Source organism: Pedococcus sp. NPDC057267, from assembly GCF_042668795.1.
In the GTDB taxonomy this organism is placed as follows: Bacteria; Actinomycetota; Actinomycetes; order Actinomycetales; family Dermatophilaceae; genus Pedococcus.
The window spans coordinates 1-25931 of sequence record NZ_JBHUYG010000046.1; the positions used below are offsets into that span (position 1 = coordinate 1).

General features: G+C 71.9%; 24 protein-coding genes. 18 read left to right on the plus strand and 6 right to left on the minus strand.

The window, feature by feature from the left end:
* The 8 genes from ACFUC1_RS11375 to ACFUC1_RS11410 form a co-directional block, all read left to right on the plus strand.
* Window positions 1-211 (plus strand): Flp family type IVb pilin (locus ACFUC1_RS11375; protein WP_379119737.1); only part of this gene is annotated, 211 nt, incomplete at its 5' end.
* A gap of 77 nt (window positions 212-288) precedes the next feature.
* Window positions 289-657, plus strand: coding sequence for a TadE/TadG family type IV pilus assembly protein (locus tag ACFUC1_RS11380; protein ID WP_379119739.1), 369 nt, complete (start codon window positions 289-291; stop codon window positions 655-657).
* 56 nt (window positions 658-713) lie between these two features.
* A complete protein-coding gene (locus ACFUC1_RS11385) occupies window positions 714-1895 on the plus strand; it encodes a pilus assembly protein TadG-related protein (protein ID WP_379119741.1) in 1182 nt (393 codons plus the stop codon).
* Window positions 1896-1907: 12 nt separating this feature from the next.
* The gene (locus ACFUC1_RS11390) at window positions 1908-2723 is read left to right on the plus strand and encodes a Flp pilus assembly protein CpaB (RefSeq protein WP_379119743.1); all 816 of its coding nucleotides are present in this window, start codon (window positions 1908-1910) and stop codon (window positions 2721-2723) included.
* Window positions 2720-3904 (plus strand): CpaE family protein, encoded by a 1185-nt coding sequence (locus ACFUC1_RS11395; RefSeq protein WP_379119745.1) that lies wholly within the window; start codon window positions 2720-2722, stop codon window positions 3902-3904. The genes ACFUC1_RS11390 and ACFUC1_RS11395 overlap by 4 nt, the downstream gene beginning before the upstream one ends.
* Window positions 3904-5283: a CpaF family protein gene (locus ACFUC1_RS11400; protein ID WP_379119746.1), complete on the plus strand. Its 1380-nt coding sequence runs from the start codon at window positions 3904-3906 to the stop codon at window positions 5281-5283. The genes ACFUC1_RS11395 and ACFUC1_RS11400 overlap by 1 nt, the downstream gene beginning before the upstream one ends.
* 5 nt (window positions 5284-5288) lie before the next feature.
* Entirely contained in the window at window positions 5289-7274 is a 1986-nt protein-coding gene (locus tag ACFUC1_RS11405; protein WP_379119748.1) for a type II secretion system F family protein, read from the plus strand.
* Window positions 7274-8200: a type II secretion system F family protein gene (locus ACFUC1_RS11410; protein ID WP_379119792.1), complete on the plus strand. Its 927-nt coding sequence runs from the start codon at window positions 7274-7276 to the stop codon at window positions 8198-8200. Before ACFUC1_RS11405 ends, ACFUC1_RS11410 begins: the two co-directional genes overlap by 1 nt.
* Before the next feature lie 159 nt (window positions 8201-8359).
* Here ACFUC1_RS11410 and ACFUC1_RS11415 read toward each other — a convergent pair whose 3' ends face one another.
* Both ACFUC1_RS11415 and ACFUC1_RS11420 read right to left on the minus strand, forming a co-directional pair.
* Complete coding sequence (locus ACFUC1_RS11415; protein WP_379119750.1) at window positions 8360-9010, minus strand: response regulator; 651 nt, start codon at window positions 9008-9010, stop codon at window positions 8360-8362.
* Window positions 9007-10620 (minus strand): sensor histidine kinase, encoded by a 1614-nt coding sequence (locus tag ACFUC1_RS11420; RefSeq protein WP_379119752.1) that lies wholly within the window; start codon window positions 10618-10620, stop codon window positions 9007-9009. Before ACFUC1_RS11420 ends, ACFUC1_RS11415 begins: the two co-directional genes overlap by 4 nt.
* A 124-nt stretch (window positions 10621-10744) precedes the next feature.
* On the opposite strand from ACFUC1_RS11420, the gene ACFUC1_RS11425 reads away from it, so the two are divergent.
* From ACFUC1_RS11425 to ACFUC1_RS11440, 4 genes are all read left to right on the plus strand, one after another.
* A complete protein-coding gene (locus tag ACFUC1_RS11425; RefSeq protein WP_379119754.1) occupies window positions 10745-11503 on the plus strand; it encodes a ComF family protein in 759 nt (252 codons plus the stop codon).
* Between the two features lie 233 nt (window positions 11504-11736).
* Window positions 11737-12384, plus strand: a complete 648-nt coding sequence (hpf, locus tag ACFUC1_RS11430) for a ribosome hibernation-promoting factor, HPF/YfiA family (protein ID WP_379119756.1) — start codon at window positions 11737-11739, stop codon at window positions 12382-12384.
* 85 nt (window positions 12385-12469) lie between these two features.
* Complete coding sequence (locus ACFUC1_RS11435; RefSeq protein WP_379119758.1) at window positions 12470-13168, plus strand: response regulator; 699 nt, start codon at window positions 12470-12472, stop codon at window positions 13166-13168.
* Window positions 13165-14385 carry a winged helix-turn-helix domain-containing protein gene (locus ACFUC1_RS11440; RefSeq protein ID WP_379119760.1) on the plus strand — a complete coding sequence of 407 codons (1221 nt, stop codon included), beginning with the start codon at window positions 13165-13167 and terminating at the stop codon, window positions 14383-14385. Before ACFUC1_RS11435 ends, ACFUC1_RS11440 begins: the two co-directional genes overlap by 4 nt.
* Here ACFUC1_RS11440 and ACFUC1_RS11445 read toward each other — a convergent pair.
* Window positions 14335-16170 (minus strand): histidine kinase N-terminal 7TM domain-containing protein, encoded by a 1836-nt coding sequence (locus ACFUC1_RS11445; RefSeq protein ID WP_379119762.1) that lies wholly within the window; start codon window positions 16168-16170, stop codon window positions 14335-14337. The genes ACFUC1_RS11440 and ACFUC1_RS11445 overlap by 51 nt on opposite strands.
* Window positions 16171-16379: 209 nt before the next feature.
* Here ACFUC1_RS11445 and ACFUC1_RS11450 point away from each other — a divergent pair, with 209 nt between their 5' ends.
* The 3 genes from ACFUC1_RS11450 (at window position 16380) to secA (ending at window position 21185) form a co-directional block, all read left to right on the plus strand.
* On the plus strand, window positions 16380-17729 hold the full coding sequence (locus tag ACFUC1_RS11450; RefSeq protein ID WP_379119764.1) for an MFS transporter: 1350 nt from the start codon (window positions 16380-16382) through the stop codon (window positions 17727-17729).
* A gap of 37 nt (window positions 17730-17766) precedes the next feature.
* Entirely contained in the window at window positions 17767-18054 is a 288-nt protein-coding gene (locus ACFUC1_RS11455; protein WP_379119766.1) for a GNAT family N-acetyltransferase, read from the plus strand.
* Between the two features lie 209 nt (window positions 18055-18263).
* A complete protein-coding gene (gene secA / locus ACFUC1_RS11460; protein ID WP_379119768.1) occupies window positions 18264-21185 on the plus strand; it encodes a preprotein translocase subunit SecA in 2922 nt (973 codons plus the stop codon).
* 99 nt (window positions 21186-21284) lie between these two features.
* On the opposite strand, the gene ACFUC1_RS11465 is transcribed toward secA, so the two are convergent.
* Together ACFUC1_RS11465 and ACFUC1_RS11470 are read right to left on the minus strand one after the other, a co-directional pair.
* The gene (locus tag ACFUC1_RS11465; RefSeq protein ID WP_379119770.1) at window positions 21285-21926 is read right to left on the minus strand and encodes an Rv3235 family protein; all 642 of its coding nucleotides are present in this window, start codon (window positions 21924-21926) and stop codon (window positions 21285-21287) included.
* Complete coding sequence (locus ACFUC1_RS11470; RefSeq protein WP_379119772.1) at window positions 21923-22804, minus strand: LysM peptidoglycan-binding domain-containing protein; 882 nt, start codon at window positions 22802-22804, stop codon at window positions 21923-21925. The genes ACFUC1_RS11465 and ACFUC1_RS11470 overlap by 4 nt, the downstream gene beginning before the upstream one ends.
* Window positions 22805-22927: 123 nt before the next feature.
* On the opposite strand from ACFUC1_RS11470, the gene ACFUC1_RS11475 reads away from it, so the two are divergent.
* A complete protein-coding gene (locus ACFUC1_RS11475) occupies window positions 22928-23470 on the plus strand; it encodes a hypothetical protein (RefSeq protein ID WP_379119774.1) in 543 nt (180 codons plus the stop codon).
* Between the two features lie 53 nt (window positions 23471-23523).
* Here the strand turns inward: ACFUC1_RS11475 and ACFUC1_RS11480 are convergent, their stop codons facing one another.
* The gene (locus tag ACFUC1_RS11480) at window positions 23524-23748 is read right to left on the minus strand and encodes a helix-turn-helix domain-containing protein (protein ID WP_310149325.1); all 225 of its coding nucleotides are present in this window, start codon (window positions 23746-23748) and stop codon (window positions 23524-23526) included.
* A 236-nt stretch (window positions 23749-23984) separates the two neighbouring features.
* Here ACFUC1_RS11480 and ACFUC1_RS11485 point away from each other — a divergent pair, with 236 nt between their 5' ends.
* Window positions 23985-24653, plus strand: a complete 669-nt coding sequence (locus ACFUC1_RS11485) for an SAF domain-containing protein (protein ID WP_379119776.1) — start codon at window positions 23985-23987, stop codon at window positions 24651-24653.
* The gene (locus ACFUC1_RS11490) at window positions 24650-25906 is read left to right on the plus strand and encodes a CpaE family protein (RefSeq protein ID WP_379119778.1); all 1257 of its coding nucleotides are present in this window, start codon (window positions 24650-24652) and stop codon (window positions 25904-25906) included. Before ACFUC1_RS11485 ends, ACFUC1_RS11490 begins: the two co-directional genes overlap by 4 nt.
* Window positions 25907-25931: the final 25 nt, after the last annotated feature.

Here is a 25931-nt window from a genome sequence, read left to right on the forward strand (position 1 = left end):
CCACCTCTATAGCCTGCGGGGTGTTTCCGCTGGGGGACCCGGGGTGCGGGGCCCCCGGGGGCCCCCGGTCCCGGGCCGGGGCGACCGCGGGGCGACCGCTGTCGAGTACGCGATCATGGTCAGCCTCATCGCAGTCGTGATCGTCAGCGCCGTGACCCTGTTCGGGCAGAACATGATTCAACTGTTCCAAGTCCCTTCGAGCGCCCTGTGAGGCGACGAATGTCCAGGTGCCCGGCCAGTGAGCGAGGCGCTGCCGCAGTCGAGTTTGGGCTGATCCTCCCCGTTCTGTTGCTGCTTGTCGGCGGCATCATCGACTTCGGCATCATGTACAACCGTCAGATCGTCCTGACCAACGCCGCACGGGACGGGGTACGACAGGTCGCAGCTAACTCCAGCAATGGCTGGACACAGACCCAGATCCAGAATCGCATCGCCGCTGCTGCCAGTCCTCTGACCGTCGGCACGTACACGTTGGAGCGGTCGACGGACAACGGGAGCACGTTCACCACGACCAGCAACTGGTACTGCCAGGCGACGGGGGACGTGATGCGCGTGACGATCTCGCCGTCCCCGGCATACGACTACACGATCCTGAAGTTTGTCCCGGGCTTGCCCAAGCCTGTGATCCAAGGGAAGGCAACGATGACATGCGCCTGATCCCGCGTGCTCGACGTGCATTCCGGCGCCTGTCACTGGCCGGCGAGCGGGGAGCAGTGGCGGTCGTCACGGTCGTCCTCCTGGTTCCCGTCCTTTTCGGCGCGGCCGCGATCTCGGTCGACGTGGGCAACTTGCTCTGGGAGCGGCGACAGCTGCAGAACGGCGCGGACGCCACGGCGATGGCCGCTGCCGCCAAGTGTGCTGAGTCCCCCACCACGTGCAATCCCAACATCAGCGCCGGTGGCGTTCTCGACACCCTCGACAACAGGAACGCAAACGACAACGTCAGCACTATCACCTCGGTCTGCGGCAACGCGACGGCGCAGTCGATGTCGGCCGCCCTGACCCTGTGCACCGGCACGGGGTCCAATGGCGTCGCCGACTGCCCACCGGTTCCGAGCGGGCTGCCCGCGAACACGCCCTACCTCGAGGTGCGCACCCGGTCCAAGACGACGTCGGGCAGCAGCACGCTGACCAACTTCTTCGCGCGGACGCTGAATGGGGGAATCTCCCAGTCGAGCGTCGCCGCGTGTTCACGCGCGGGGTGGGGCGGGGCCTCGCCCACCGCTGCGAACGTGCTCCCGATCGTCATGTCCTACTGCGACTGGGCTGCAGCGACCGGCTACACCGGGCCCGGAACGGCCACGTACCCCACCTCCCCTGACTACAGCACGTACCCGTCCACGGGTTACGGCTCGGGGAGCCCCTGGCAGGCGAGCTGGGAGCGCAAGGTCTGGACCGCGGGGAACCCGAGCACCTGCCCGACGTGGAACGGGCACACGGCGCCCGGTGGGTTCGCCGCCCTCGACAGCACCACGAGCTGCAGCGTGCCCAGCACCCAGAACGCCTGGTACCACGGCAACACCGGCAACAACGCACCGTGCGACCCGACCATCTTCGCCGGCCTCAAGAACACGATCGTCTACCTGCCGGTGTTTGACTGCCTGACCAACGCGCCGACCACCATCACCGCCGCGACCAACTGCAACTCGGGGAGCGGCAACAACACGTACTACCACGTCTCCGGGTACGCCGCGTTCTACCTCACGGGCTGGTACTTCTCCAGCAACGCCATGGCCTCGCAGGTCACGGGCACGGTGCCGTGCACCGGTGGGGACCGCTGCATGAGCGGTTGGTTCCTCAAGGACCTCGTCAGCTCATCGGACCTCAACTCGCTCATCAACCCGCCCACCGGGACGCCCAACTTCGGGCTCACCCAGGTCACGCAACTCGGTTAAAGGAAACCCCCCATGGGACGCCGTGTCATCGCCATCTTCGCCGCAGCACTCGTCGCCCTCGTCGGCGTCGCTGCCGTGTTCCTCTACGCGCGCAGCGCCGACAGCAGGGCCGTCGCCGCCAACCAGCCGACGACGGTGTACGTCTCGAAGGGCTTCGTGCCCGCGTCGACGACGCTCCAGGACGCGGTCAGGTCCGGACTGATCGTCCGGACGCAGGTGCCGGCCAAGGCCGCTCCTGCCGGAGCCCTGACGAAGGTGGACGCCACCAACGGCAAGCTCCTCGCGGTCACCGACATCGGCCCCGGGGAGTACCTCCAGGCGGCCAGGTTCGGCTCGACGCCGCAGGGCTCGAAGGCGATCGAGGTCCCCTCGGGCATGCTGGCCATCTCGCTGCAGCTCTCCGACCCGGCCCGCGTCGGCAGCTTCGTGACGCCCGGCAGCCACATCGCGATCTTCGACACCTACAACATCAAGGCCATCGGCGCGGACGACAAGTCCAAGGCGCTCAACGAGGCCGGCGTGAGCGGCACGAGCATGATCATGGACAACGTCCTGGTCATCGGCATGGGCGACACCGCCCTGAACAAGGGGCAGTCCGCGTCCGCGGCCTCCGCCGAGGACCCCAAGGCGGCGAACGCGGCACCCACGGGTGGAGCCCCCGCCTTCCTCGTCACCGTCGCGGTCAGCCCGAAGGACTCGACCAAGCTGGTCCACGCCATCCAGAAGGGCGTGCTGTACGCCGGCCTGCGCAGCGCGGACCTCAACATGGGGACGGTCCCGCGTGCGGACGACCTGAACCTCGTGGACCTGAGCGGGCTGGGCAAGTGACCCTCCTCTGGGACGCCGACCCCGGCGCCGTCGAGCGGTTCCAGGTGGCGCTGGGCGGGGTCACCCGGCACGACTCGCCCGCGGCCCTCGTCCGCGCGCTGGAGACCGACCCGACCGAGTTCCTCGTGATCATCGGGCCCGACGTCGACCTCGGTTCGGCGTGCGACTTCTCCGAGAGCGTGCGGGTGCAGCGGCCTGAGGTCGGCGTCATCCTCACGCGCCGGCGCGTCGACGTCACGGTCCTGGCCCAGTCCCTCCGGGCCGGCGTGCGCGAGGTCGTCCAGGCCGACGACCTCACCTCGTTGGCGGATGCGGCTCGTCGGAGTCGCGAGATCTCCCAGAAGGTCGCCGGACACGCGACCTCCGACGCCAGCCGCGACGGCAAGGTCATCACCGTCTTCTCGGCCAAGGGCGGGGTGGGCAAGACGACCTTCTCCACCAACATCGCCGCCTACCTGGCGAGCTCGGGCTCCAAGGTGCTGCTCGTCGACCTGGACCTGGCCTTCGGTGACGTGGCGATCAGCCTGCAGATGCTTCCCACCACCTCGATCATGGACCTCGTCGGCATGGCCGGCCACATCGACGAGCAGGGGTTGGCCTCGGTGGTCACGCGCCACAGCAGTGGGCTGGACGCGGCGGCCGCGCCGTCCGACCCCAGCGACGCCGACCGCATCCCGGGCAGCACGATCAGCGAGCTGTTGCGGGTGGCCAAGACGGTCTACGACTTCGTCATCATCGACACGCCGCCCGCCTTCACCGAGCACGTCCTCGCGGCCTTCGACAACAGCGACGTCCTGGTCCTCATCGCCACGCTCGACATCCCCGCGGTGAAGAACCTGCGCCTGAGCCTGGACACCCTCGACCTCCTGGGCACCCCCAAGGAGTCGCGCCTGGTGGTCCTCAACCGCTCCGACGCCAAGGTCGGGCTGCGCGCCGAGGACGTCGTCACGGCGATCCGGCAGGACATCGCGCTCATGGTGCCCACCAGCCCCGCGGTCCCGGCCTCGATCAACAAGGGTGTGCCACTGGTGATCGACGAGCCGCGCCACCCCGTCAGCACCGCGTTCAAGGACCTCGCCGAACGGTTCCTGCGCAACCCTGGTGTTGCCGAGAGCCGGGCCGAGGCGAGGGCCGAGTCCGGCTCCCAGCGCCGCTGGAGCCTCAGCCGAGGGGGTAAGTGATGAGCCTGGCCGACCGCCTGGACTCCGTCCGCCGCGCCGCACAGCCCAACACACCGGAGCGCGAAGCCAAGGCCCCAGGGCAGCAGGTCCAGGAGCGCCACCGGATCGTCGACCCCTTCGCGACCGTCAAGGCCAGCGTGCACCAGGCCCTCCTGGACTCGCTCGGCCCGCAGCTCTACGACCCCCACCTGGACGAGCAGGAGCTCGCCACGCGGGTGCGGCACACGCTCCAGGAGGTCATCGACCAGGAGGAGACCCCTCTCTCCCTGTCGGACCGCACGCGGATCGCGCAGGAGGTCTCCGACGAGATCCTCGGTCACGGTCCGCTGGAACCGCTGCTGCGCGACAGCGAGATCTCCGAGATCATGGTCAACGGCGCCGACTCCATCTACGTCGAGCGCGCGGGCAAGCTCTACCCCGTCGAGACCCGGTTCTCCAGCGAGGCCCACCTGCGTCGGACGATCGACAAGATCGTCGGGCGAGTCGGCCGCCGCGTTGACGAGGCGAGCCCGCTGGTCGACGCACGCCTTCCCGACGGCTCCCGCGTGAATGCGGTCATCCCGCCCATCGCGCTCGACGGCGCCATGCTGACGATCCGGAAGTTCTCCACGGACCCGTTCACCGACAAGGACCTCATCGCCTTCGGCACCTTCACCCAGCGCGGGCGCGACTTCCTCGAGGCCTGCGTCCGAGGCCGCCGCAACATCATCATCTCCGGCGGTACCGGCTCGGGGAAGACGACGCTGCTGAACGTCGTGTCCTCCTTCATCCCCGAGGACGAGCGCATCGTCACCATCGAGGACGCTGCGGAGCTCCAGCTGCGCCAGGACCACGTCCTGCGGCTGGAGTCGCGACCGTCCAACATCGAGGGCAAGGGCGCGATCCCCATCCGCGAGCTCGTCAAGAACTCGCTGCGTATGCGCCCCGACCGGATCGTCGTCGGTGAGATCCGCGACGGTGCAGCGCTCGACATGCTGCAGGCGATGAACACCGGCCACGACGGCTCGATCACCACCGTCCACGCCAACAGCCCGCGCGACAGCCTCTCCCGCCTCGAGACCCTCGTGCTCATGGCCGGTGTGGACCTGCCCGTGCGCGCGATCCGCGAGCAGGTCGCCGGCGCGGTGAACCTCGTGATCCAGCAGGCCCGTCTCAAGGACGGCTCTCGCCGCATCGTCGCCATCAGCGAGGTGTCCGGCATGGAGGGCGAGATCATCACGATGCAGGACATCTTCACGTTCAACTACTCCGCGGGCCGCGACGAGCAGGGCCGCTTCCGCGGGACCCTCGTGAGCACCGGCCTGCGGCCCAAGTTCGCCGACGAGCTCAAGGACCTCGGCATCGAGTTCCCCCCGGACATGTTCGTGAGGGGCGTGTAGTGGTCATGCGTATGCCGATGGGCCGGCGCGCTCGGGCGCTGGTGCTCGCCGCCCTGTGCGCCGTGGTCGGTGCCGCGACGACGTCTGGCACCGCCCTCGCAGCAGACCAGCCCGTGCCCGCCCAGCTCAGTGCGCTGACGCACCAGGGCACATCCCTCACCGGGGTCCTCAGCGTGCGTGGTGGACAGGACGTCCTGACCATCGACCCCGGCTCGCTGCGTGCCGAGGTCGCCGGCAAGTCCTACCCCGTGTCCACCCGACCGGTCTCCTCGGCCCGTCGAGCCACCATCCTCGTCGTGGACACCAGCGGCTCGATGGGTCGTGCCGGCATGGCCACGGTCCGTTCCTCGGTCGCTGCCTTCCTCGCCGACGTTCCCAAGGACGTCTCGGTGGGCCTCGTGTCCTTCTCGGGGACGGCGGGGGTGGACGTGGCCCCGACGACCGACCGAGCCAAGGTCCAGTCCGTCGTGAACGGCCTGCAGTCCCAGGGGGAGACCTCCCTGTACGACGCGGTCGTGCTGGCGGCGCAGGCACTCGCGCCGTTCGACGAGCGGAGCATCATCCTGCTGAGTGACGGCGGCGACACCGCGAGCCGCAAGGCGACCAAGGCCTCGGCGACCCAGACCCTTCGCACGGCGAAGGTGCGGGCCGAGGCCATCGCCTTCAAGACGGCGGAGAGCGACAACTCCGTGCTCGCCGGGTTCGCCCAGGCTGGTGGCGGCAGCGTGGCCTCCGCCGGGGACTCGGCTGCGGTCAAGGCGGCGTTCGAGGCTGCGGCGAAGGTGCTCGACTCCCAGGTGGGCTTCACGGTGCAGCTCGACCCGGGGCTGTCCTCGACGGTCCCCGTCGTGATCTCCGGGACCGCCGGCGGGCGTCCGTTCGACGTCCAGAGTGCAGTCGACCTCGGAGCGCCGGCCCCCACGCCCACCCGAGCTCCCACCACCGCGCCCCCCATGGTCGGGGCGGTCCCCGCGCTGGCCCGGCTCCAGGCCCCAGGAGGGTTGAACGTGTTGCTCCTCGTCGGTGCCACCGCGCTGTTCGTCGGATTGGCGGCGCTGGTCATCGCGCTCGCGGCCCCCCGGCTGCGCTCGGGCCGTTCGCGCCGCGTCGAGACCATCGAGCGCTACGTGAACCCCACGACGTCGGTGGCGATGACCGGCTCGGCGAGCTCGGGTACGAGCATCTCCGCCAACCTGGTGAACCTCGGTGACAAGGTCATGGAGGGCCGGGAGTCGACGAGCAAGACGATGGCGCTGATCGAGCGTGCCGACCTCCCCCTTCGGGCGGGCGAGTGGTGGGTCCTGCGCATCGTCGCCGTGCTCGTGACGACGGCGGTCGTCATGCTGCTCCTGCGGGGCGGGACCATCATGACCATCTTCTCGATGCTCCTGGGGGTCGGCCTCGGCATCGTCCTCCCCGCGTTCGTGCTGAAGTTCCTGGCCAAGCGGCGCAGCAAGAAGTTCGAGGCGCAGCTGCCCGACGTGCTGACCCTCGTGGCGTCCAGCCTCTCCACCGGGTTCTCGCTGCTCCAGGCACTCGACGCCGTGGCCAAGGACGCGGCGGAACCCGCGGCCAAGGAGTTCGGCCGGGCCCTCGCGGAGACCCGCATCGGCGCCGACATCAGCGAGTCGCTCGAGCGGATGGCCGAGCGCACGGGTAGCAGCAACATGAAGTGGACGACGATGGCGATCCGCATCCAGCGAGAGGTCGGGGGCAACCTCGCCGAGACGCTCAAGACCACCGCGACCACCCTTCGCGAGCGCGAGGCACTGAGGCGGCACGTCCAGGCGCTGTCGGCGGAGGGCAAGCTCTCGGCATACATCCTGATCGCGCTGCCGATCGGCATCTTCCTCTACACGATGCAGACCAATCGGGAGTACGTCGAGCTGCTGTGGACCCGGCCACTGGGTCTCGCGATGCTCGCGGCCGGTGTGATCTCGCTGGGTGTGGGTGTCTTCTGGATGCGCAAAGTCGTGGATGTGCAGGTGTGATGATGACGTCAGCTCTTCTTCTCGTCGGCCTCGTCTGCGTTGCAGCCGGCCTGGTCACGATCGTCGTGGCGGTGAGCTCCGGGGCTGGTGAGGTGACGGGCGTGGCCCGTTCCCTCGCGCTCATCGAGCGAAGCGTCGATGCCAAGGAGGTCGGCAAGGCCGAGCTCCCCGCCTTCGAGCGACTGGCCGTGCCGATGCTCCGGGCGCTGCGCGGCTTCGCCTACCGGCTCTCGCCGGAGGGAACCGCGGACAAGCTGCAGCGCCGCATGGACCTCGCCGGCAACCCCGCTGGGTGGACCTCGGAGCGGATCATGGCGGGGAAGGGGGTCGGCGTCCTCGTCGGAGCGTTGATCGGCCTCCTGTTCGGCGGTCTCAGCCTCAAGGGCCTGCTGTTCGCGGCCATCGGCGCCGCACTGCTCTTCTTCGTCCCGGACCTGTTGCTGTACAACCTCGGGCTCAAGCGACAGGAGGAGCTGCAGCGGGGGCTGGCAGACGCACTCGACATGCTGACCGTGTGTGTCGAGGCCGGTCAGGGCTTCGACGCGGCGCTGCTGCAGGTCGCGCGTTCCGTCGAGGGACCCATCGCCGGCGAGTTCGCGCGTGTCCTGTCAGAGATCCAGATCGGGAAGTCGCGTGGTGAGGCCTTCACGTCGCTTGCCGCCCGGACGACCGTGCCGGAGGCCAAGAACTTCGTGAGTGCGCTCGTGCAGGCCGACCGGCTCGGCCTGCCGATCGCCAACGTGCTGCGCGAGCAGTCCAACCAGATGCGGCTCGTGCGTCGACAGCTGGCCGAGGAGAAGGCTCAGAAGGTGCCGGTCAAGATCCTGTTCCCGATGCTGCTGTGCATCTTCCCGGCGCTGTTCATCGTGATCATCGGCCCCGGCGCCATCCGCATCGTCGACACCTTCAGCGGGATGGGTCACTGACGCAGGTACTGCGGCACCGCCGAGCCATGCGTCCCGCACGAGGGTCGCAGGGGCGGCGGAGGTCCCGCCCGACGCCCTGGCGACCGGAGAGGGAGGCCGGTTTCGGGCACGGGATCCGCACGGGTCGGCCCTCGTGGCCTCCGCGAGCGTGAGCCCTTGTCAGCGGTGGGTCTGGCCGACGGCCTCTGCCTTCACCAGGCCGAGGCGCAGCGCAGCCATGACGGCCGACGCGCGGTTGTGCGCGCCGAGCTTCTCGTAGACCTTCGACACGTGCGTCTTCACCGTGGACTCGCTCATGTAGAGCCGCTTCGCGACCGCTGCGATCGAGTCGCCGGCGACGAGCCGGTCCAGCACCTCGGCCTCGCGGGGCGTGAGTCGTGGCTTGTCGTTGGAGTCGCGACGGCGCAGCGCCTCGGCGAGGCCGGTCGCCATGAACGCGTCGGGGGCGACGGCGGCCCGGCGCACGGCCGCGATGACCTCGTCGGAGGGCGCCGACTTCAGCACGAGGGCCGACGCGCCGAGGTCGAGGGCCTCGAGCAGCGTCTCGTCGTCGTTGTGCATCGTCAGGACGACGATGCCCAGGCGCGGGGAGGCCTCGCGGGCGGCGCGGGCCAGGACGAGGCCGGACCCGTCCGGCATCGACACGTCGACGACGAGGACATGGATGAGGTTGGCGGCGAGCACGGCCTTGCCCTCGGCGATTCCACCAGCCTGGCCGACCACCTTGAGGTCGTCCTCGCTGTCGATCATCCGGCACACCGCCTCACGGACGAGGGTGTGGTCGTCGATCACCACGACGTTGATGGTCATGACGGTTGGGGGATCCTTTCGTTCGACAGCGTTGCCGACGGAGCGCCGCCGCGTCCGCGCATGCGCATGCGGATCGCGACGCCGTCACCAGCGTAGGGCTCGACGACGATCTCGCCGCCCAGCCCGGACAGGGGGTTGTCGGTGAAGTCACGCTCGGTGAGGGAGCTGGTTCCGTTGTGGCTCATCCAGAGCTCGACGCGCGGTGCAGCGACGTTGAGCCGCACCTCGACCGTGGTGGCGTTGAGCGAGTGCCGCGCGTCGGCGAGCACCTGGAGGAAGAGCCTATAAATCAGCACCTCGGTGTGGGCAGGGAGGCGGAAACCGTTCTCGCTCAGGTGCATCCGCGTGGTCACGCCGGAGCTCGAGCCGAAGTTCTGGAGCCGGGCGCCGATCATCGCGCCGAGGCCGGTGTCGGGCCGGACGGCGATTCGCAGGTCGGCGATGTGCAGGCGCAGGTCGGCGAGCACCCGCGAGACCTCCTCGCGCAGGCCGTCGAGCCCGTCGGCCAGCGGAGAGCCCTGGTTGCGCGCCGTGCGCCGCAGGGAGTCGATGCCGAACCCGAGCGCCACCATCTCCTGGGCGATGCCGTCGTGCATCTCACGGGCCAGCCGTTCGCGCTCCTCGAGCCCGGCGCGCTCGCGCAGGCCGGCGAAGAGGACGGACAGGTCGATGTTGCTGGAGTGCCGCTCGGCGACGACCACCGCGGCGTCCAGGTCGTCGGCCGTGAAGGGGGTGACCAGGGGCCGGTCCGCGACCAGCAGGCCCATCCGTTGGCCGTTCTCGTCGTTGAGGGGGACGGCGAGGAGGGACCGGCCGACGAGGTCCTCGGTCCACTCGGTCAGGGTGGCGGTGCCGTTGTTCCAGGCCGGGCCGAGGACCGAGCCCGGCTCGGTCGGGTCGGGCCACGGGGTCCGGTCGGCGCCACGGATCGCGAGCGGGACCGCGGGGTCGGTGCCGTAGCCGACGAGGATGGCGCTGCGCGCGGCGCGCATCTGGCTGGCGAGGTCCTGCAGAGCCATCTCGGCGGAAGCCGGCGCGTCGAACCCGGTGTCGAGGGTGTCGGCGAGCTCGTGCAGCCGGCGCAGCAGGAGCCCGGCCTCGGCGGCCACGTTGGCGTCGACCGGCGGGGCCTCGGGCTCGAGCGCGTGCGACCAGGCACCGAGCATCCCGAACAGCAGGGCGAGCAGGACCGCCAGGCCGATGCTGACGGCCTCGGCCGCGTTCAGCCGGTGGAGCTGCCAGGCGGTCAGCAGGGCGATGGGTGCGCTGACGACCGGGACGACCGCCGCACCACGGTGCCGGAACCGCGTCCCCGCGTGGTAGGCCGGGATGAGCACGAGCAGCTTGGACCACCCGCCGGCATAGCCCATGGCGAGGCCGGCGACGACGGTCGACCCGCTCACGAGCGCCCAGACCTGCGCCCGCCGCACCGCCGTGTCGAGGACGGTGAGGTAGGCCAGCCCGGCCGCGGTGAGGTCCAGCGTGAGGACCAGGAGGATCCAGGGGAGTCCGGCGAGCAGGTTCCCGTCGATGTACGCGAACATGCCTGCCAGCAGGGCGAACGCCAGGCGGAGCCTCGTCGACACCGCGAGGTGGGGCATCCACTTCATCCGTGCCTCCCGTCTCACCCGGCTCCGACGTCCCGCTGTCCACAGGCCGGTCCACAGCCTAGTCGCGTCCACAGGCCTGCGTCGCCCGATCGCCCGCAACAGCCGAGGTCACGACTCTGGTGCCGTGCCCGTCGTCGCAGCCCTGAGGAGCCTCGTGGACCTCGCGCTGCCCCCGTCCTGCGCTGGCTGCGGCCGGCCGGACGACGGCCTGTGCGGGTCGTGCAGGGACGAGCTGGCGGCATCGGTGTGGGGCGGGGGACCGCGTCCGGTGACGCCGACCCCCTGCCCGGAAGGGCTGCCGCCCGTCGTGGCGAGCACCGCGTTCGCGGGGACCGTCGCACGGCTCGTGGTCGCCCACAAGGACCGTGACCGCCGGGACTGTGCCGCCGTCCTGGCGCAGCTGTTGTCCGCCAGCGTCGAGGGCGCGCTGGCGCAGCACCCCGCACTCGCCGGCTCGCTGGCCGCCGGTGCGGGGCCCCTGCTCGTCGTCCCGGTCCCGTCCTCCGCCCGGGCCCGTCGCACGCGGGGCGACGCGCCCCTGGTCGGCCTGGCCCGCCTGACGGTCCGCAGGTTCCCACGGGGCGAGGTGGTCGTGGCGCAGGCGCTCACCGTGCGTCGGCGTGTCGCCGACCAGGCGGGCCTGGGCGCTGCGGACCGGGCCGCCAACCTCGACCACGCGTTCGCGGTCCGCCCCCGGTGGCGGGGCCACGTGGCCCGCCTGCCGTGCCTCCTCGTGGACGACGTGCTGACGACGGGTGCGACGCTCTCGGAGGCCGCGCGCGCCCTGCGGGCGGCGGGCGCGCCCCACGTGCTGGCGGCTGTCGCCAGTGCCACGCAGCGCCGGGTTCCGGTCATTCGGAACGCCTCCGCCTGCACCGGGTAAACGTTGGGTCAGATCTGCTGTCGCATTCCCGCCGGACCGTCTACCGTCGGTACATGGCCCCCCTGGCCCACGCGCTGGGCGCGTACACAGGGCGTCTCGGACCGGGTCCGACCGACGCCCCGGCGAGGGGAGCGGAGACTCCTGCCGTCGCGGTCGGGAGGTGGTGCCGCGGCTGAACTTCACGGGTTGTGCCGCTCCCGACACCCCCATCCGCCGTAACCATGGAGGACACCGTGGAAATTGTCGTCACCGGACGTCACATGCAGGTCTCGGACCGTTTCCGTGCCCACCTCGACGAGAAGCTGGCGAAGATCCCCCAGCTCGCACCCCGCGCCCAGCGGGTCGACGTCGTGGTGAGTCACGAGCCGAACAAGCGCCAGTCGAAGGCGTGCGAGCGGGTCGAGATCACCTGCCACGTGAAGGGCCCGATCGTGCGGGCGGAGGCCTGCCTCGACGACAAGTACGGCGCGCTCGACCTCGCGATGGACAAGCTCATGGAGCGATTGCGCCGGGCCCAGGACCGCAAGCGGGTGCACCGCGGCCGGCACACGCCGGAGTCGGTCGCGGAGGCGAGCGCCCGCTTCGAGGCGAACGGGTCCGCGGTCGTCGAGGACGACGGCTCCGCCGCCGAGGAGTCCGACCACGACCGCTTCGGGACGCAGGGCAACTCACCCATCGAGGTGCGGGAGAAGATCCACGCCTCGACGCCGATGGGTCTGGACCAGGCGGTCCGCGAGATGGAGCTCGTCGGGCACGACTTCTACCTCTACCACGACGAGGACACCGGTCAGCCCAGTGTCGTCTACCGCCGCCGCGGCTGGTCCTACGGCGTCATCCACCTCGACGTGTCCGAGCCCGAGACCTCCCGAAAGGTCTCCTGACCTGCACCGACGAAGGGCCGGCTGCGAGGGGTCGCCAACGAGCAGACCTGCCGCGGCCGGCCCTCTGTCATGACAGAATGCGCACGTGACCGAGGACCCGCAGGCCGCGCCGGCCGTCGACCCCATCCGGGTCGTCATCGCGGACGACCACGTCCTCTACCGTCGCGGGCTCCAGATGGTCGTCTCGCAGGACGACGACATCGAGATCGTCGGCGAGGCCAGTGACGGCAAGGAGGCCGTCGACCGCACGGTCGAGCTGCTGCCCGACGTCGTCCTCATGGACGTGCGGATGCCGCACACCTCCGGCATCGAGGCGTGCCAGAAGATCAAGTCCCAGGTCCCGTCGACCAAGATCATCATGCTGACGATGTCCGACGAGGAGTCCGACCTCTACGAGGCGGTCAAGGCCGGGGCCAACGGCTACCTGCTCAAGGACGTCCCGGGCGAGGAGATCGCCGACGGCGTCCGAGCGGTGCACAACGGCGACTCGCTCATCTCGCCGTCGATGGCCTCCAAGCTGCTCGCCGAGTTCGCGCTCATGAGCCGGCGCCAGGGGGAGCGGCCGTCGGCGGTCGGCGCACCCCGCCTCACCGAGCGCGAGCTCGAGGTGCTGCGCCTGGTCGCCCGCGGGCTCGCGAACAAGGAGATCGCGCACGACCTGTTCATCTCCGAGAACACCGTGAAGAACCACGTCCGCAACATCCTCGAGAAGCTCCAGCTGCACTCGCGCATGGAGGCCGCGATGTATGCCGTGCGGGAGAACCTGCTCGAACCCGACGAGTGACCGGCGCCACCCCCCTGCGCCTCACGACATCCCAGGCGCGACGGATCGCCCTCGCGGCGCAGGGGTTCCTCGACGCCCGCCCGGCGCCCGGTGCCGCGACCATGCGGCACCTGCAGCGTGTCGTCGACCGGGTGCAGGTCGTGCAGATCGACAGCGTCAACGTCGTGACCCGCAGCCAGTACCTCCCCTTCTTCTCCCGGCTCGGGCCGTACGACACGGCGCTGCTCGACCGGGCGCGTGACCGGTCCCCGCGCCGGCTGGTCGAGTACTGGGCCCACGAGGCGAGCCTCGTCCCGCCGACCACGTGGCCGCTGCTGGACTTCCGGATGCGTCGGGCCCTCGACGACTCGTGGGGTGGGATGCAGCGAGTCGCCCGCGACCACCCGGAGCTCGTCGAGGCCGTCCTCGCCGAGGTGGTCGAGCGGGGGCCGATGACCTCCCGGCAGCTCGAGGCGGCCCTCGAGCACGACCTGCCGCGTGCGCGCGACCACTGGGGCTGGAACTGGTCGCTGGTCAAGAACGCCCTCGAGCACCTGTTCTGGTCGGGCCGGATCTCCTCGGCCGGGCGCACCCAGCAGTTCGAGCGCCGGTACGCCTCGCTCGAGCGCGTGCTGCCCAGGGAGGTGCTGGCGGTCGCCGGCCGCCCGGAGGACCGTCCGGACGATGCCACCGCCTTCCGCGCCCTCATCGAGCTGTCGGCCCGGGCCCACGGCGTGGGCACCGAGCAGTGCCTGCGCGACTACTTCCGCCTCAAGCCCGACCAGGCCCGCCCCGCCATCGAGTCGCTGGTCGCCGACGGGGTCCTCGTGCCCGCCGCCATCGACGGCTGGCGCCGCCCGGCATACCTGCACGTCGAGGCCCGCCGGCCCCGACGGGTGCACGCGCGCGCCCTGCTCAGCCCGTTCGACTCGCTCATCTGGCAGCGAGACCGCACGGCCGCGCTCTTCGGCTTCGACTACCGCCTGGAGATCTACGTGCCGGCGGCGCAGCGGGTGCACGGGTACTACGTGCTGCCGTTCCTCCTCGGCGAGCACCTCGTGGCCCGCTGCGACCTCAAGGCCGACCGGGCGGCCGGGGTGCTCCGGGTCCACGCCGTGCACTGGGAACGGGGGGCGCCCGGGGCCCCGGCGGCACTCGACGAGGAGCTCGCGTCACTCGCCGGCTGGCTAGGCCTGTCCGGCGTGGCCGGCGAGCTCAGGGGTGCCGTCGCCCGCTGACCCGCCCGAGGCGCGCAGGAGCAGGACCGCCAGGTCGTCCTCGAGCTGGCCGCCGTGGAAGCCGCGCACGGCCTCCACGAGGTGGTCCACGACCGCCTGCGTGGGCTCGTCGCCGTGGCGGGACAGCACGGTCTCGACCCGCTCGCTCTCGAACATCGCCGGGCCACGGCGGGACTCCACGAGCCCGTCGGTGAACGCGCAGACCAGGTCCCCGACGGCCAGGTCGACGGTCGTGTCGTGCAGCTCGGGGTGGTCGAGCAGGCCGAGCACCGTCCCGGGCACGCCCTCCTCGTTGGTCGTGCCGCCCCGGACGACCACCGGCAGCGGGTGGCCGGCGAGGCAGAAGGTGAGCCGGACGCCGTCGGGGTGCGGCTCGACCTGGCCGTAGACGGCCGTGCAGAACTGCTCCGGGTCGGTGGCGCCGACGAGGCGGCTGTTGACCGCCCTCAGCGTCCGGCTCGGAGGGTGCCGCGGGTCCGCGAGGGCGCGGATCGTGTACCGCGCCGCCGCGCTCACCGCCGCGGCCTGCGCCCCCTTGCCGCTCACGTCGCCGAGCACGAACCCCCACGTCCCCGGCCCGAGCGCGAAGACGTCGAGGAAGTCGCCGCCCACCTCGCTGCCGTCGCCCGCGGGGTGGTACGCGCTGGCGAGCTCGCAGCCGGGGACCTCCGGCAGGCGCCCCGGGACCATGCTCGCCTGCAGGGCGGTGGCCACGCGCTGCTGCTCGGCCAGTACGTGCTGCAGCTCGGTCCTGGCGCGCACGCGCTCGGTCACGTCGCGCAGCACGACCAGCTCGCCGGCAGCGCGTCCGGTCCGGTCGGTGAGCTGCTGGCGCAGCACGTCGAAGGACCGGCGCCCGGTCGGCCCGTCGACGTGCACCTCGGGTATGCCGGCGTCGGGCGTGCCGGGCTCGGACGAGGCGACGGCGAAGCCCACCTCCTGCGGCAGGACGTCGGTCAGGCGCCTCCCCACGAGGGAGCCCCGCGTCGCGGACAGGGCCTGGGCGCCGGAGGGGTTGACGTCGGCGACCCGCCCGAAGGCGTCGAGGACGAACACCGCGTCGGTCATGGTCTCCACGACGGCGCTGCGGGCCAGGGGGGCCAGGTCGGTGAGGCGCTCGCGGAACAGGCCCCAGACCAGGACCCCGCCGGTCACGCTGAAGGCGAACGGCGTCAGGTCGATCCGTGCGAACGGCCCGACACCCCCGTTGTGCAGGAAGTTCGCGACCCACGGCAGGAGGCCCGAGGCCATGAGCACGACGGCCAGCCGCCGGTAGCTGCGGGCGAGCCGCACCATGCTCGTCATGAACAGCACGGTGGCGACGACAAGCAGCGCGTTGACGTAGACGAGGTGGACCCAGAACAGCGGCCCGGTCTCCACGACGACCAGCTGGTCGGGGGCGATGCGCGGCGGGTAGTGGTGCACGAGGTCGTGGGTGGCGGGGACGGCCAGGGCGGTCATCACCACGACCGGCTCGACGGCGAGGAGCAGCAGCAGCCTGCGGGTGACCCGGTGGCCGCGCCCGGTGTACTGCAGGACGAAGCAGAGGAACGACGGCCCGAGCGTGCTGACGCCGAGGTACTTCAGGTCCCCCCACAGGGACTTGGTCGCGACGCCCTCGGAGGTGAGCTCCACGGCATACGCGATGCCCCACCAGGCGACGGAGCCGAGGACGGCGGCCAGGCTCCAGCCCGTGGGGGTGTCCCGGCGCCAGGCGGCGTACAGCGCGAGGACGGCGAGCAGCGCACCGGCGACCGCCATCGACGTCGCGAGCAGCTCCAGCACGCTCGACCCCCTGCCCGGGCTCCTGTCCCCGCGTCCCGTGCCCGCAGAGCCCTGCCCAGACCGTAACCGGGGGAGGGCGTGCCCGGTGGCGAAGTGACCAGAACGAGACCCGCTGGCCCGGGGGACACGGGGCGACCGTGGCGGGAACCGGGCGACCGTTGTCCGGATCGTGCTGGTAGGCCTGCGATGGTGGCAGATAACCTGCGCAGGTGACCGTTCCTGCCGCGCCGCCGGCTGCCCGTCCCTCCCGCACCGCCGGCCACCGCGCCTGGTGGGTCGCCCTCGTGGTGCTGGGGGCGCTCGTCGCTGCCGCGGGCTTCCGGTCCTCGACCGGGGCGCTGCTCGTCCCGCTCGAGACCGAGTTCGGCTGGTCGCGCGCGACCACGTCCGGCGCCGTGACGGCCAACCTCGTCGTCTACGGCCTGACCGCACCCTTCGCCGCCGCCCTCATGGAGCGCTTCGGCATCCGCACCGTCGTGGTCGCGGCGCTCGCCCTCGTGGCCGCCGGCTCGGGGCTGACCACGGTGATGACCGCGCCGTGGGAGCTGTGGCTGCTCTGGGGCCTCGCGATCGGCGTCGGCACCGGCGCCATGGCGCTCGTGCTGGGGTCCGTGGTCGCCAACCGGTGGTTCGTCGAGTCCCGCCGCGGCCTCGTGACCGGGGTCTTCTCCGCCGCGGGGGCTGCGGGCCAGCTCGTCTTCCTCCCCGGGATCGCGGCGCTCGCGACCGGTCCCGGCTGGCGCTGGGCCGCGCTCGTGGTCGCCGGTGCCTCCGTGCTGCTCGTGCCGCTGGTCCTGCTCGTGGTCCGCGACCACCCGGCCGACATCGGGCTCGCGCCGTACGGCTCCGAGCCGGGGGCGCCGCCGGAGCCCGCGCCGCCGCGTCACGTGCCGGGACGCGACGGACCCGCCCGCACCGCGGTGGCGGTCCTCCGGTCGAGCACGCGGTCACGGACGTTCTGGATCCTGTTCGTCACCTTCTGGATCTGCGGATGGTCCACCAACGGGCTCATCGGCACCCACTTCATCCCCGCAGCCCACGACCACGGCATGCCCGAGACGACCGCGGCCGGCCTGCTGGCCCTCGTCGGGGTCTTCGACCTCGTCGGCACGATCGCCTCGGGCTGGCTCACCGACAAGGTCGACCCGCGGCTGCTGCTCTGCGGCTACTACGGGTTCCGCGGCCTGTCGCTGCTGTTCGTGCCCGCGCTGCTCGGCCCGGACATCCACCCCAGCCTGTTCGTCTTCATCGTCTTCTACGGCCTGGACTGGGTGGCGACCGTGCCGCCGACGATCGCGCTGTGCCGCCGCCACTTCGGGGTGGCCCGGTCGAGCGTGGTGTTCGGGTGGGTGTTCGCCGCCCACATGGTCGGGGCCGGCGTCGCCGCCTCGTATGCCGGGTGGGTGCGGCAGGCGACGGGCGACTACTACACCGCGTGGCTCACCGCTGGCGGGCTGTGCCTCTTCGCGGCTCTCGCCTGCCTCGCGATCTCGCGGTCGCCGGACGAGCAGGCCGACCGCGCCCCGGTCGACGAGGCCGAGGTCGCAGCCGTCGCCTGAGGTGCGGCGGGGGTGGCCCACGTGGTGGGGTGGGGCCATGAGCGAGACCACGGTGAAGGACAACCCCGACCTCAGCCGCTTCGAGGCGTACGTCGACGGCGCGCTCGCCGGCTTCGCGTCATACCGGCTCTCGGGGGGTCACGTCGTCTTCACCCACACCGAGGTGGACGACGCCTACGAGGGACAGGGGGTCGGCAGTGCGCTGGCGCGCGGCGCCCTGGACCAGGTGCGCGCGGCCGGGGAGCGCGACGTCGTCGCGATGTGCCCGTTCATCGCGGCCTGGATCGAGCGCCACCCCGACTACCAGGACCTCGTGGCACCCTAGCCACCCGCCGCCAGCCGACCCCGGGCGGAGGCGGGCCGCCCGCGCCCCACCCGGCGCGCGGCCGGAACCGTGCGGCGGGACCCGGCGTTGGGCCCCAGGGGGACAGTTCCCCACGCCGTGCGTCCGCGGGTCGGGACGGGTCGACTAACCTAGTGCGGGCCGCCGGTGCAAGGGTCGTCGGAGGCCGCACACTTCCCAGGAGAGACTGCGTGTCCAAGATCGTCGAAAAGCTGCTGCGTGCCGGTGAGGGACGCATCCTCAAGAAGCTCCAGGGCATCGCCGCCCAGGTGAACGCGATCGAGGAGGACTTCGAGAAGCTCAGCGACGCCGAGCTGCGCGCCGAGACCGACGTGTTCCGCAAGCGCCTCCTCGACGGAGAGACGCTCGACGACATCCTTCCCGAGGCGTTCGCGGCGGTGCGAGAGGCTGCCAAGCGCACGATCGGCAAGCGGCACTTCGACGTGCAGCTCATGGGTGGCGCGGCCCTCCACCTCGGCAACGTCGCCGAGATGAAGACCGGTGAGGGCAAGACCCTCGTGGCGACCCTGCCGTCCTACCTCAACGCCCTCGAGGGCAAGGGCGTGCACGTCATCACCGTCAACGACTACCTCGCCGAGTACCAGTCCGAGCTCATGGGCCGCGTCCACCGCGCCCTCGGCCTCGAGACCGGCGTCATCCTCTCCTCGATGACCCCCGAGCAGCGGCGCGCCGAGTACGCCAAGGACATCACCTACGGCACGAACAACGAGTTCGGCTTCGACTACCTGCGCGACAACATGGCGTGGTCGATGGACGAGCTGGTCCAGCGCGGGCACAACTTCGCCATCGTCGACGAGGTCGACTCCATCCTCATCGACGAGGCCCGTACGCCGCTCATCATCAGCGGGCCGGCCGACGCGGCCACCAAGTGGTACACGGAGTTCGCGCGCATCGCCCAGCGGCTGACCCGCGGCGAGCTCGAGTCCGGCCAGGGCGACTACGAGGTCGACGAGAAGAAGAAGACGGTCGGCGTCCTCGAGGCCGGCATCGCCAAGGTCGAGGACTACCTCGGCATCGACAACCTGTACGAGTCGGTCAACACCCCGCTCATCGGCTACCTCAACAACGCCATCAAGGCCAAGGAGCTGTTCAAGCGGGACAAGGACTACGTCAACCTCAACGGCGAGATCCTCATCGTCGACGAGCACACGGGCCGCATCCTCGCGGGCCGGCGCTACAACGAGGGCATGCACCAGGCGATCGAGGCGAAGGAGGGCGTCGAGATCCAGAACGAGAACCAGACGCTCGCCACGATCACCCTGCAGAACTACTTCCGCATGTACGACAAGCTCTCGGGCATGACGGGCACCGCCCAGACCGAGGCGGCCGAGCTGTACTCGATCTACAAGCTGGGCGTCGTGCCGATCCCGACGAACCGGCCGATGATCCGCATGGACCAGCCCGACCTCGTCTACCGCACCGAGGAGGCGAAGTTCTCCGCGGTGGTCGACGACATCGTCGAGCGGCACAAGAAGGGCCAGCCCGTCCTCGTCGGCACCACCTCGGTCGAGAAGAGCGAGTACCTCTCCGACCAGCTGCGCCGCAGGGGCATCCCGCACGAGGTCCTCAACGCCAAGCAGCACGAGCGTGAGGCCGCGATCGTCGCGCAGGCCGGTCGCAAGGGCGCGGTCACCGTCGCCACCAACATGGCCGGTCGCGGTACCGACATCATGCTCGGCGGCAACCCCGAGTTCATGGCGGTCGCCGCCCTCAAGCAGCGCGGCCTCGACCCCGAGGAGACCCCGGAGGAGTACGAGGCGGCCTGGGACCAGGCGCTCGCCGAGGCCGAGGAGGCCGTCAAGGCCGAGCACGACGAGGTCACCGAGCTGGGCGGCCTCTACGTCCTCGGGACCGAGCGGCACGAGTCGCGCCGCATCGACAACCAGCTGCGTGGACGTTCCGGTCGCCAGGGCGACCCCGGCGAGTCGCGGTTCTACCTGTCGCTGCAGGACGACCTCATGCGCCTGTTCAACGCGGCGATGGTCGACCGGTTCATGACCACTGCCAAGATGGACGACGACGTGCCGATCGAGTCCAAGATGGTGAGCCGCTCGATCCAGAGCGCGCAGGGCCAGGTCGAGGGCCGCAACTTCGAGATCCGCAAGAACGTCCTCAAGTACGACGACGTGCTCAACCGGCAGCGCACCGTCATCTACGACGAGCGGCGCCGCGTGCTCGAGGGCGAGGACCTGCACGAGCAGATCCGCCACTTCGTCAACGACGTCATCGACGGCTACGTCGCGGCCGAGACGGCCGAGGGCTTCGCCGACGACTGGGACTACGACCGCCTGTGGTCGGCGCTCAAGACGCTCTACCCGGTCTCGATCACGCCCGACGACGTGGCCGAGCTGGCCGGCGGCCGGTCGGAGATCACCGCGGACCTGCTGCGCGAGCAGATCACCTCCGACGCGCACCACGCCTACGACGCCCGCGAGGCCGAGCTCGGCGAGGACGTCATGCGTGAGGTGGAGCGCCGCGTCGTGCTGTCGGTCCTGGACCGCAAGTGGCGCGAGCACCTCTACGAGATGGACTACCTCCAGGAGGGCATCGGCCTGCGCGCGATGGCCCAGCGCGACCCGCTCGTGGAGTACCAGCGCGAGGGCTTCCAGCTCTTCGAGGCCATGAACGAGTCCATCAAGGAGGAGTCGGTCGGCTACCTGTTCAACATCCAGGTGGAGGTCGACCACACCCACGAGGAGACGCCGGCCGTCCAGCCGGTGAGCGTGTCGGACATGCTCGCCGGGTCCGGGCTCTCCAGCGCCGAGCGGGCCGACGCGGACGGCGAGGGTGCCGAGGTCGACAGTGGCGGGCAGCCGGCCGGCGCACTGGCGGCGGCCGAGCCGGCGCGGGCCTCGGGTCAGCACGCCGAGACGCAGCCGTCGTTCCGGGCCAAGGGCCTCGAGCAGCCGGAGCGACGTCCGCAGCAGCTGCAGTACTCCGCACCCACCGAGACGGGGGACGTCGAGCACCGCGCGGTGGGGACGGCGCAGGACACGCTGACCGCCGAGCAGCTCCGGGGCGCCTCGCGCAACGGACCGTGCCCGTGCGGCTCGGGCAAGAAGTTCAAGATGTGCCACGGCAAGAACCTCTAGCCGGTCGACCTCGCTGCAGCCCCACCGCAGCGAACCGGCACGCCGACGCCGCCGCCCCTTGCTGGGCGGCGGCGTCCGTGCGTGGCGGGCGTGTGCCGGTCAGCCCACCTGGAGCGCCTCGACGCGCCACCGCCCGTCGAGCCCGACGAGCCGGAACGCCAGGGCCCGGACTCGGCCGCCGTCGACGACCACCGCGCTCGCCTCGGCGACCCCGTCGGCTGGTTCGCACAGCCGGACGCTGCGCACGACCGCCCGGCCGGCGGCCGGGACCCCGCGTCGTCCCTCGCCCGCCGCCCGCCGGGCGGAGAGGGCGGCGCGACGGGCGACCACGGCATACACCTCGGGAACGGTCCAGCGCAGGAGCTGCGGCGCCGGCCGGGAGCCCGACATGACCTCGACGAGCGCCTGGGCGATGTGGCCCGCCCACTCGCGCGGGTCGGGGAGGTCGTCGCGTCGGGTGGGGCGCGCACCGAACAGCTGCTCGTCGGTGAGGCTGTCGAAGTCGACGGCCAGGGCGCCCTGGACGTACCGGGGGTCGTCGCCGTCGACGTCCGGCCACCACTCGGTGTCCGTCAGCACCGGCGGCCGGTGTCGCGGTGCAGGCATCACGCGCAGCGGGCGCAGCCGCGAGCGACCCGGCTCGCCCGGAGGCGGGGTGCCTCCGGCGGGCAGGGTCCCGTCGACCGGGCCCGCCACGGGGGTCGCGGGGTCGGACGCCGACGGCCGGGCTGCGGGGCTCACCGCGCCACCGCCTCGGCGTGGGGCGGGTGGAGCACCTGCCCGGGCAGCAGGAGGTCGGGGTCGTCCCCGATGACCGAGCGGTTCGCGGCGTGCCACCGCGGCCACTGCGCAGCAACCTCGGCGTCGGTCGCCCCCGGACCGAGGTGACGCGCCACGATCGACCAGAGGCTGTCCCCGCGCAGCACCACCACCTCGGCACCGGAGGTCCGTCGCGGCGTCCCGGCCACGAGGTCGGGTGACGCCTGCGGTCGCACGACGGGCCGTTCCGGCACCCAGCCGGGTGCCGGGGCCTGCTGGCTGGTTGCCGCCGGGCCGGGGGCCGCCGGGCCGGGGGCCGCCGGGCCGGGTGCCGGCGCCTGCCGCCCCGGTCCGGCAGGGAGCGGTGTCGTCACGGTGAAGCCGGGCGCGCCGGCACCGTGGAGTCCCAGGGTGGCACCCGACGACGCCGTGGCCACGGGGGCAGGGGTCGCGGGGGTCGTCACCGCGAAGCCGGGGAAGGGGACCGGGCCCGTGCCGGCGGCCGAGCCAGGCGCCAGGACGCCGCTGACGCTCACGCCGACGAGCACCGCCGCCACCCGTCGCACCACCGGGGGCGACCACGACCGCGACCACGTGTCCAGCAGCCGCCCCACCCGGCCGGGCAGGTGGCCGAGCAGCGATGCCAGCGTCGTGAGGGCCAGCCAGGCGGCGAGGATCACGGCCGCCGTCGAGAGGACGGCTGCCACGACCTCGTCGGGCCGTGCGGGACCAGGTCCGAGCACGGCGCCCCACTGCTCGCCGGCCGCGCCCACGAGCGCCGTCTCGAGCGCCGCCCCCGCGGCCAGTGCCCCGCCGGCGAGCACCGCGATGCGTCCCCTTCGTGCCGTCTGTCCCGACATCCCAACCCCCTGATTATGCAGTTTGCTTGTGTTTGCCTATGTTCGAACGTAGTGGCACGCGTTCGCCGAGGCAAGGGGTCGTTGATGTCGTACGCTCGCCCCGCCGGTCGAGAGGGGGATGGGATGCGCTGGGAAGACCTGTTCGCGGACCTGGAGTCGCAGTGGGACGCGGAGCAGCGGCGCGAGCTCGACGCCGAGGTCGCCGACCGGACGCGCCGGGAGCGGGCGACCGTCGCGCTGGCGCACCGACTCGCGGCGGCAGGCTCCGCGGCCGTGTCGGTCACGGTGCGCGACGGGACGCGGGTGAGTGGGCAGGTCGCCGACGTGGGTGACGGCTGGTTCCTGCTCGGGGAGCCGGGGCGTGTGCCCTGCCTGGTGCCGACGGCGGCCGTCGTGTCGGTGACGGGTCTGGCTGCCCGGGCGGTCGAAGGGTCTCCCGGCCGCAGGTTCGGGCTCGGCTACGCGCTGCGCGCGGTGAGCCGGGACCGTGCCGTCGTGCGGCTGACCGACTTCACCGGGTCCACCTGCACCGGCACGATCGACGCGGTCGGCTCGGATCACCTGGGGCTGGCCGAACACGCCCCTGACCTGCCCCGACGACCCGAGAACGTGACCGGCAGCCGGGTCGTGCCGTTCGACGCGATCGTCCTGGTGCGCCCCGTCTGAGCCCGTGGGGAGGGACGCTGCCGCCCGACGCGGCGGGATGGTGCCTCAGGCGGTCAGTCCTGGCCCTGGCCGAAGGGGTGCGCGGCGACGAAGCTCTTGGTCTCGTTGTACATCCGCTGGATGTAGCTCTCGAGCTCGGCGACCTCGACCCGCCACTGTCCCCGACCCCCGACCTTGATCGCGGGCAGCTCGCCCGAGCGGACCAGGGCATACGCCTGGGCCGAGGAGATGTCCAACACCTCGGAGACCTCGGACAACTGGATGAAGCGCTTGGCCACGGCCAACCCCTCTCTCGCCCCACTTGACTGGGAACTAACCTTCTCTTGACCAACTTTTTACCATGATCGTGCGATCGCGTCGGGTCGATTCGGGAATTCTCGCATCCTCGACCGTTCGGGGGAGTTGACGGCCCGGCCCTGTGGATGACCCCCCTGCTGTGGATTAGCCGGGCAGAACGCCCGTTGGGTGCGCCATGATGGGCGGCCGGGGGACGGACCACACCGAGGGGGAGACCGTGAGTGACCTGCCCGTGCCATCGGCGAGCCGGCTGCGCCGACCCGGTTGGCGTGACGCCCGGCTGCTCGTGGGACTGCTGCTCGTCCTGGGCTCCGTCGCCCTGGGGTCGTACGTCGTCGCCCATGCCGACGACCGCGTGCCCGTGTATGCCGCGGCCGGACCGCTGGTGCCCGGCCAACCCCTCACCGAGGACGACCTGGTCCGGGTCGACGTGCAGCTCGGGTCGCACACGGGGACCTACCTGTCCGCCACGGCCGGCCTCGCCCCGGACCGCTACGTCCTGCGGGAGGTCCCTGCAGGGGAGCTCGTCCCGGCGTCGGCGGTGGGTGGGCGGGACCGCGTCGAGGTCCAGCCGCTCACCCTCCTCGTCGACGCGGGCTCGGCGGCGCCGCTGCGGGTGGGGACCCGCGTCGACGTCTACGTCAACCCCGTCGACCCGGCCGCGACGGGCACGGCCAAGCGCTTCACCGGGCCCGAGCTGGCCCTGCAGGGCGTCTCGGTCGCGGGCCTGCCCAAGACGTCCAGCGGGCTGGGGTCGGGCACCGGCGCCGACCGGCCGATCCAGGTCATGGCGCCGACCGACCGGGTCAAGGACATCATCGGCGCGGTGGACCTCGGCGCGCGGGTCACGGTGGTGCCGGTGGCCGGCACCGGGGGAGCGCGGTGACGCGCAGCGTGCTCACCGCCCTGACGGGGGCGTGGGAGCCCGACGTCGTCACGGCGCTGGAGGCCACGTCGGGGTATGCCGTGGCGCGCCGGTGCGCCGACCTCGCCGACCTGCTCGCCACGGCCGCGGCGGGGCTCGGCGACCTGGCACTCGTCTCCGCCGAGCTCCGCGCCCTCGACCGGCCGGCCCTGCACGAGCTGGCAGAGCACGGACTGGGGGTCGCTGGGGTGGTGGCCCCGGGCGACGAGGCCGGCGAGCGGCGCCTGCGCCAGCTCGGCCTGGCCGTCGTCGTGGCCGCCGACGTCTCGACCCCGGACCTCGAGGACGCCCTCGACGAGGCGGCGTCGGGGTCCCTCGGCGCCGCGGGTGCCGGTGTCGACGAGCCCGTGGTCGAGGACCCCGTCCAGCTCCCCGGCGGGCGCCCCGGCCGGGTCCTGGCCGTGTGGGGACCCACAGGGGCGCCAGGTCGCAGCACGGTCGCGCTCAACCTCGCCGCCGAGCTGGCCGTCCACGCGCCCACCCTGCTCGTCGACGCCGACACCTACGGGTCCTCGCTCGCCCAGGCCCTCGGGCTGCTGGACGAGGCACCGGGGATGACGGCAGCGTGCCGCGCCGCCGACCAGGGCGGGCTCGACCTCGTGGCACTCGCCCGGCTGGCGCCCGAGGTCAGCCCCGGGCTGCGGGTGCTGACCGGCACCCCGAGGCCGCACCGCTGGACCGAGCTGCGGGCGCCGTCCGTGGCCCAGGTGCTCGGGATCGCGCGGCAGCTGGCCTCGCACGTCGTGGTCGACTGCGGCTTCTGCGTCGAGGACGACGAGGAGCTGTCGTACGACACCCTCGCCCCGCGTCGCAACGCCGCCACCCTGACCGCCCTCGAGGAGGCCGACGACCTGGTCGTCGTGGGGGCGGCCGACCCGATCGGGCTGCAGCGGCTGGTGCGGTCCGTCCAGGACCTGGCCACCGTTCCCTCTCCGTCGCCGACAGTCGTCGTCAACAAGGTGCGCGCGTCGGCGGTCGGCTCGCGGCCCGAGCGCCGGATCGCCGAGGCGCTGCAGCGGTTCGCCGGGATGGACGACCTGACGTACCTGCCCTGGGACCAGGCCACGCTCGACGCCGCGATGTTCGCGGGGACCACCCTCGCCGACCACGCGCCGCAGTCCGATCTGCGCCGGGCCGTGCAGGCCCTGGCTGCGCGGTGGGCCGGTGGCGGGGCGGTGGTCAGCCGGCGCTCGCGCCGGGCCGCCCGGCGCTGACGCCTGCGCGCGCGGACTGGCGCTG

Bases quoted from the DNA above. Each gene is read 5' to 3' on its own strand.
- ACFUC1_RS11390 (WP_379119743.1), top strand. From the start codon at position 1,908: ATGGGACGCCGTGTCATCGCCATCTTCGCCGCAGCACTCGTCGCCCTC.
- ACFUC1_RS11400 (WP_379119746.1), top strand. From the start codon at position 3,904: ATGAGCCTGGCCGACCGCCTGGACTCCGTCCGCCGCGCCGCACAGCCC.
- ACFUC1_RS11405 (WP_379119748.1), top strand. From the start codon at position 5,289: ATGCGTATGCCGATGGGCCGGCGCGCTCGGGCGCTGGTGCTCGCCGCC.
- ACFUC1_RS11410 (WP_379119792.1), top strand. From the start codon at position 7,274: ATGATGACGTCAGCTCTTCTTCTCGTCGGCCTCGTCTGCGTTGCAGCC.
- ACFUC1_RS11415 (WP_379119750.1), bottom strand. From the start codon at position 9,010: ATGACCATCAACGTCGTGGTGATCGACGACCACACCCTCGTCCGTGAG.
- ACFUC1_RS11420 (WP_379119752.1), bottom strand. From the start codon at position 10,620: ATGAAGTGGATGCCCCACCTCGCGGTGTCGACGAGGCTCCGCCTGGCG.
- ACFUC1_RS11455 (WP_379119766.1), top strand. From the start codon at position 17,767: ATGAGCGAGACCACGGTGAAGGACAACCCCGACCTCAGCCGCTTCGAG.
- ACFUC1_RS11470 (WP_379119772.1), bottom strand. From the start codon at position 22,804: ATGTCGGGACAGACGGCACGAAGGGGACGCATCGCGGTGCTCGCCGGC.
- ACFUC1_RS11475 (WP_379119774.1), top strand. From the start codon at position 22,928: ATGCGCTGGGAAGACCTGTTCGCGGACCTGGAGTCGCAGTGGGACGCG.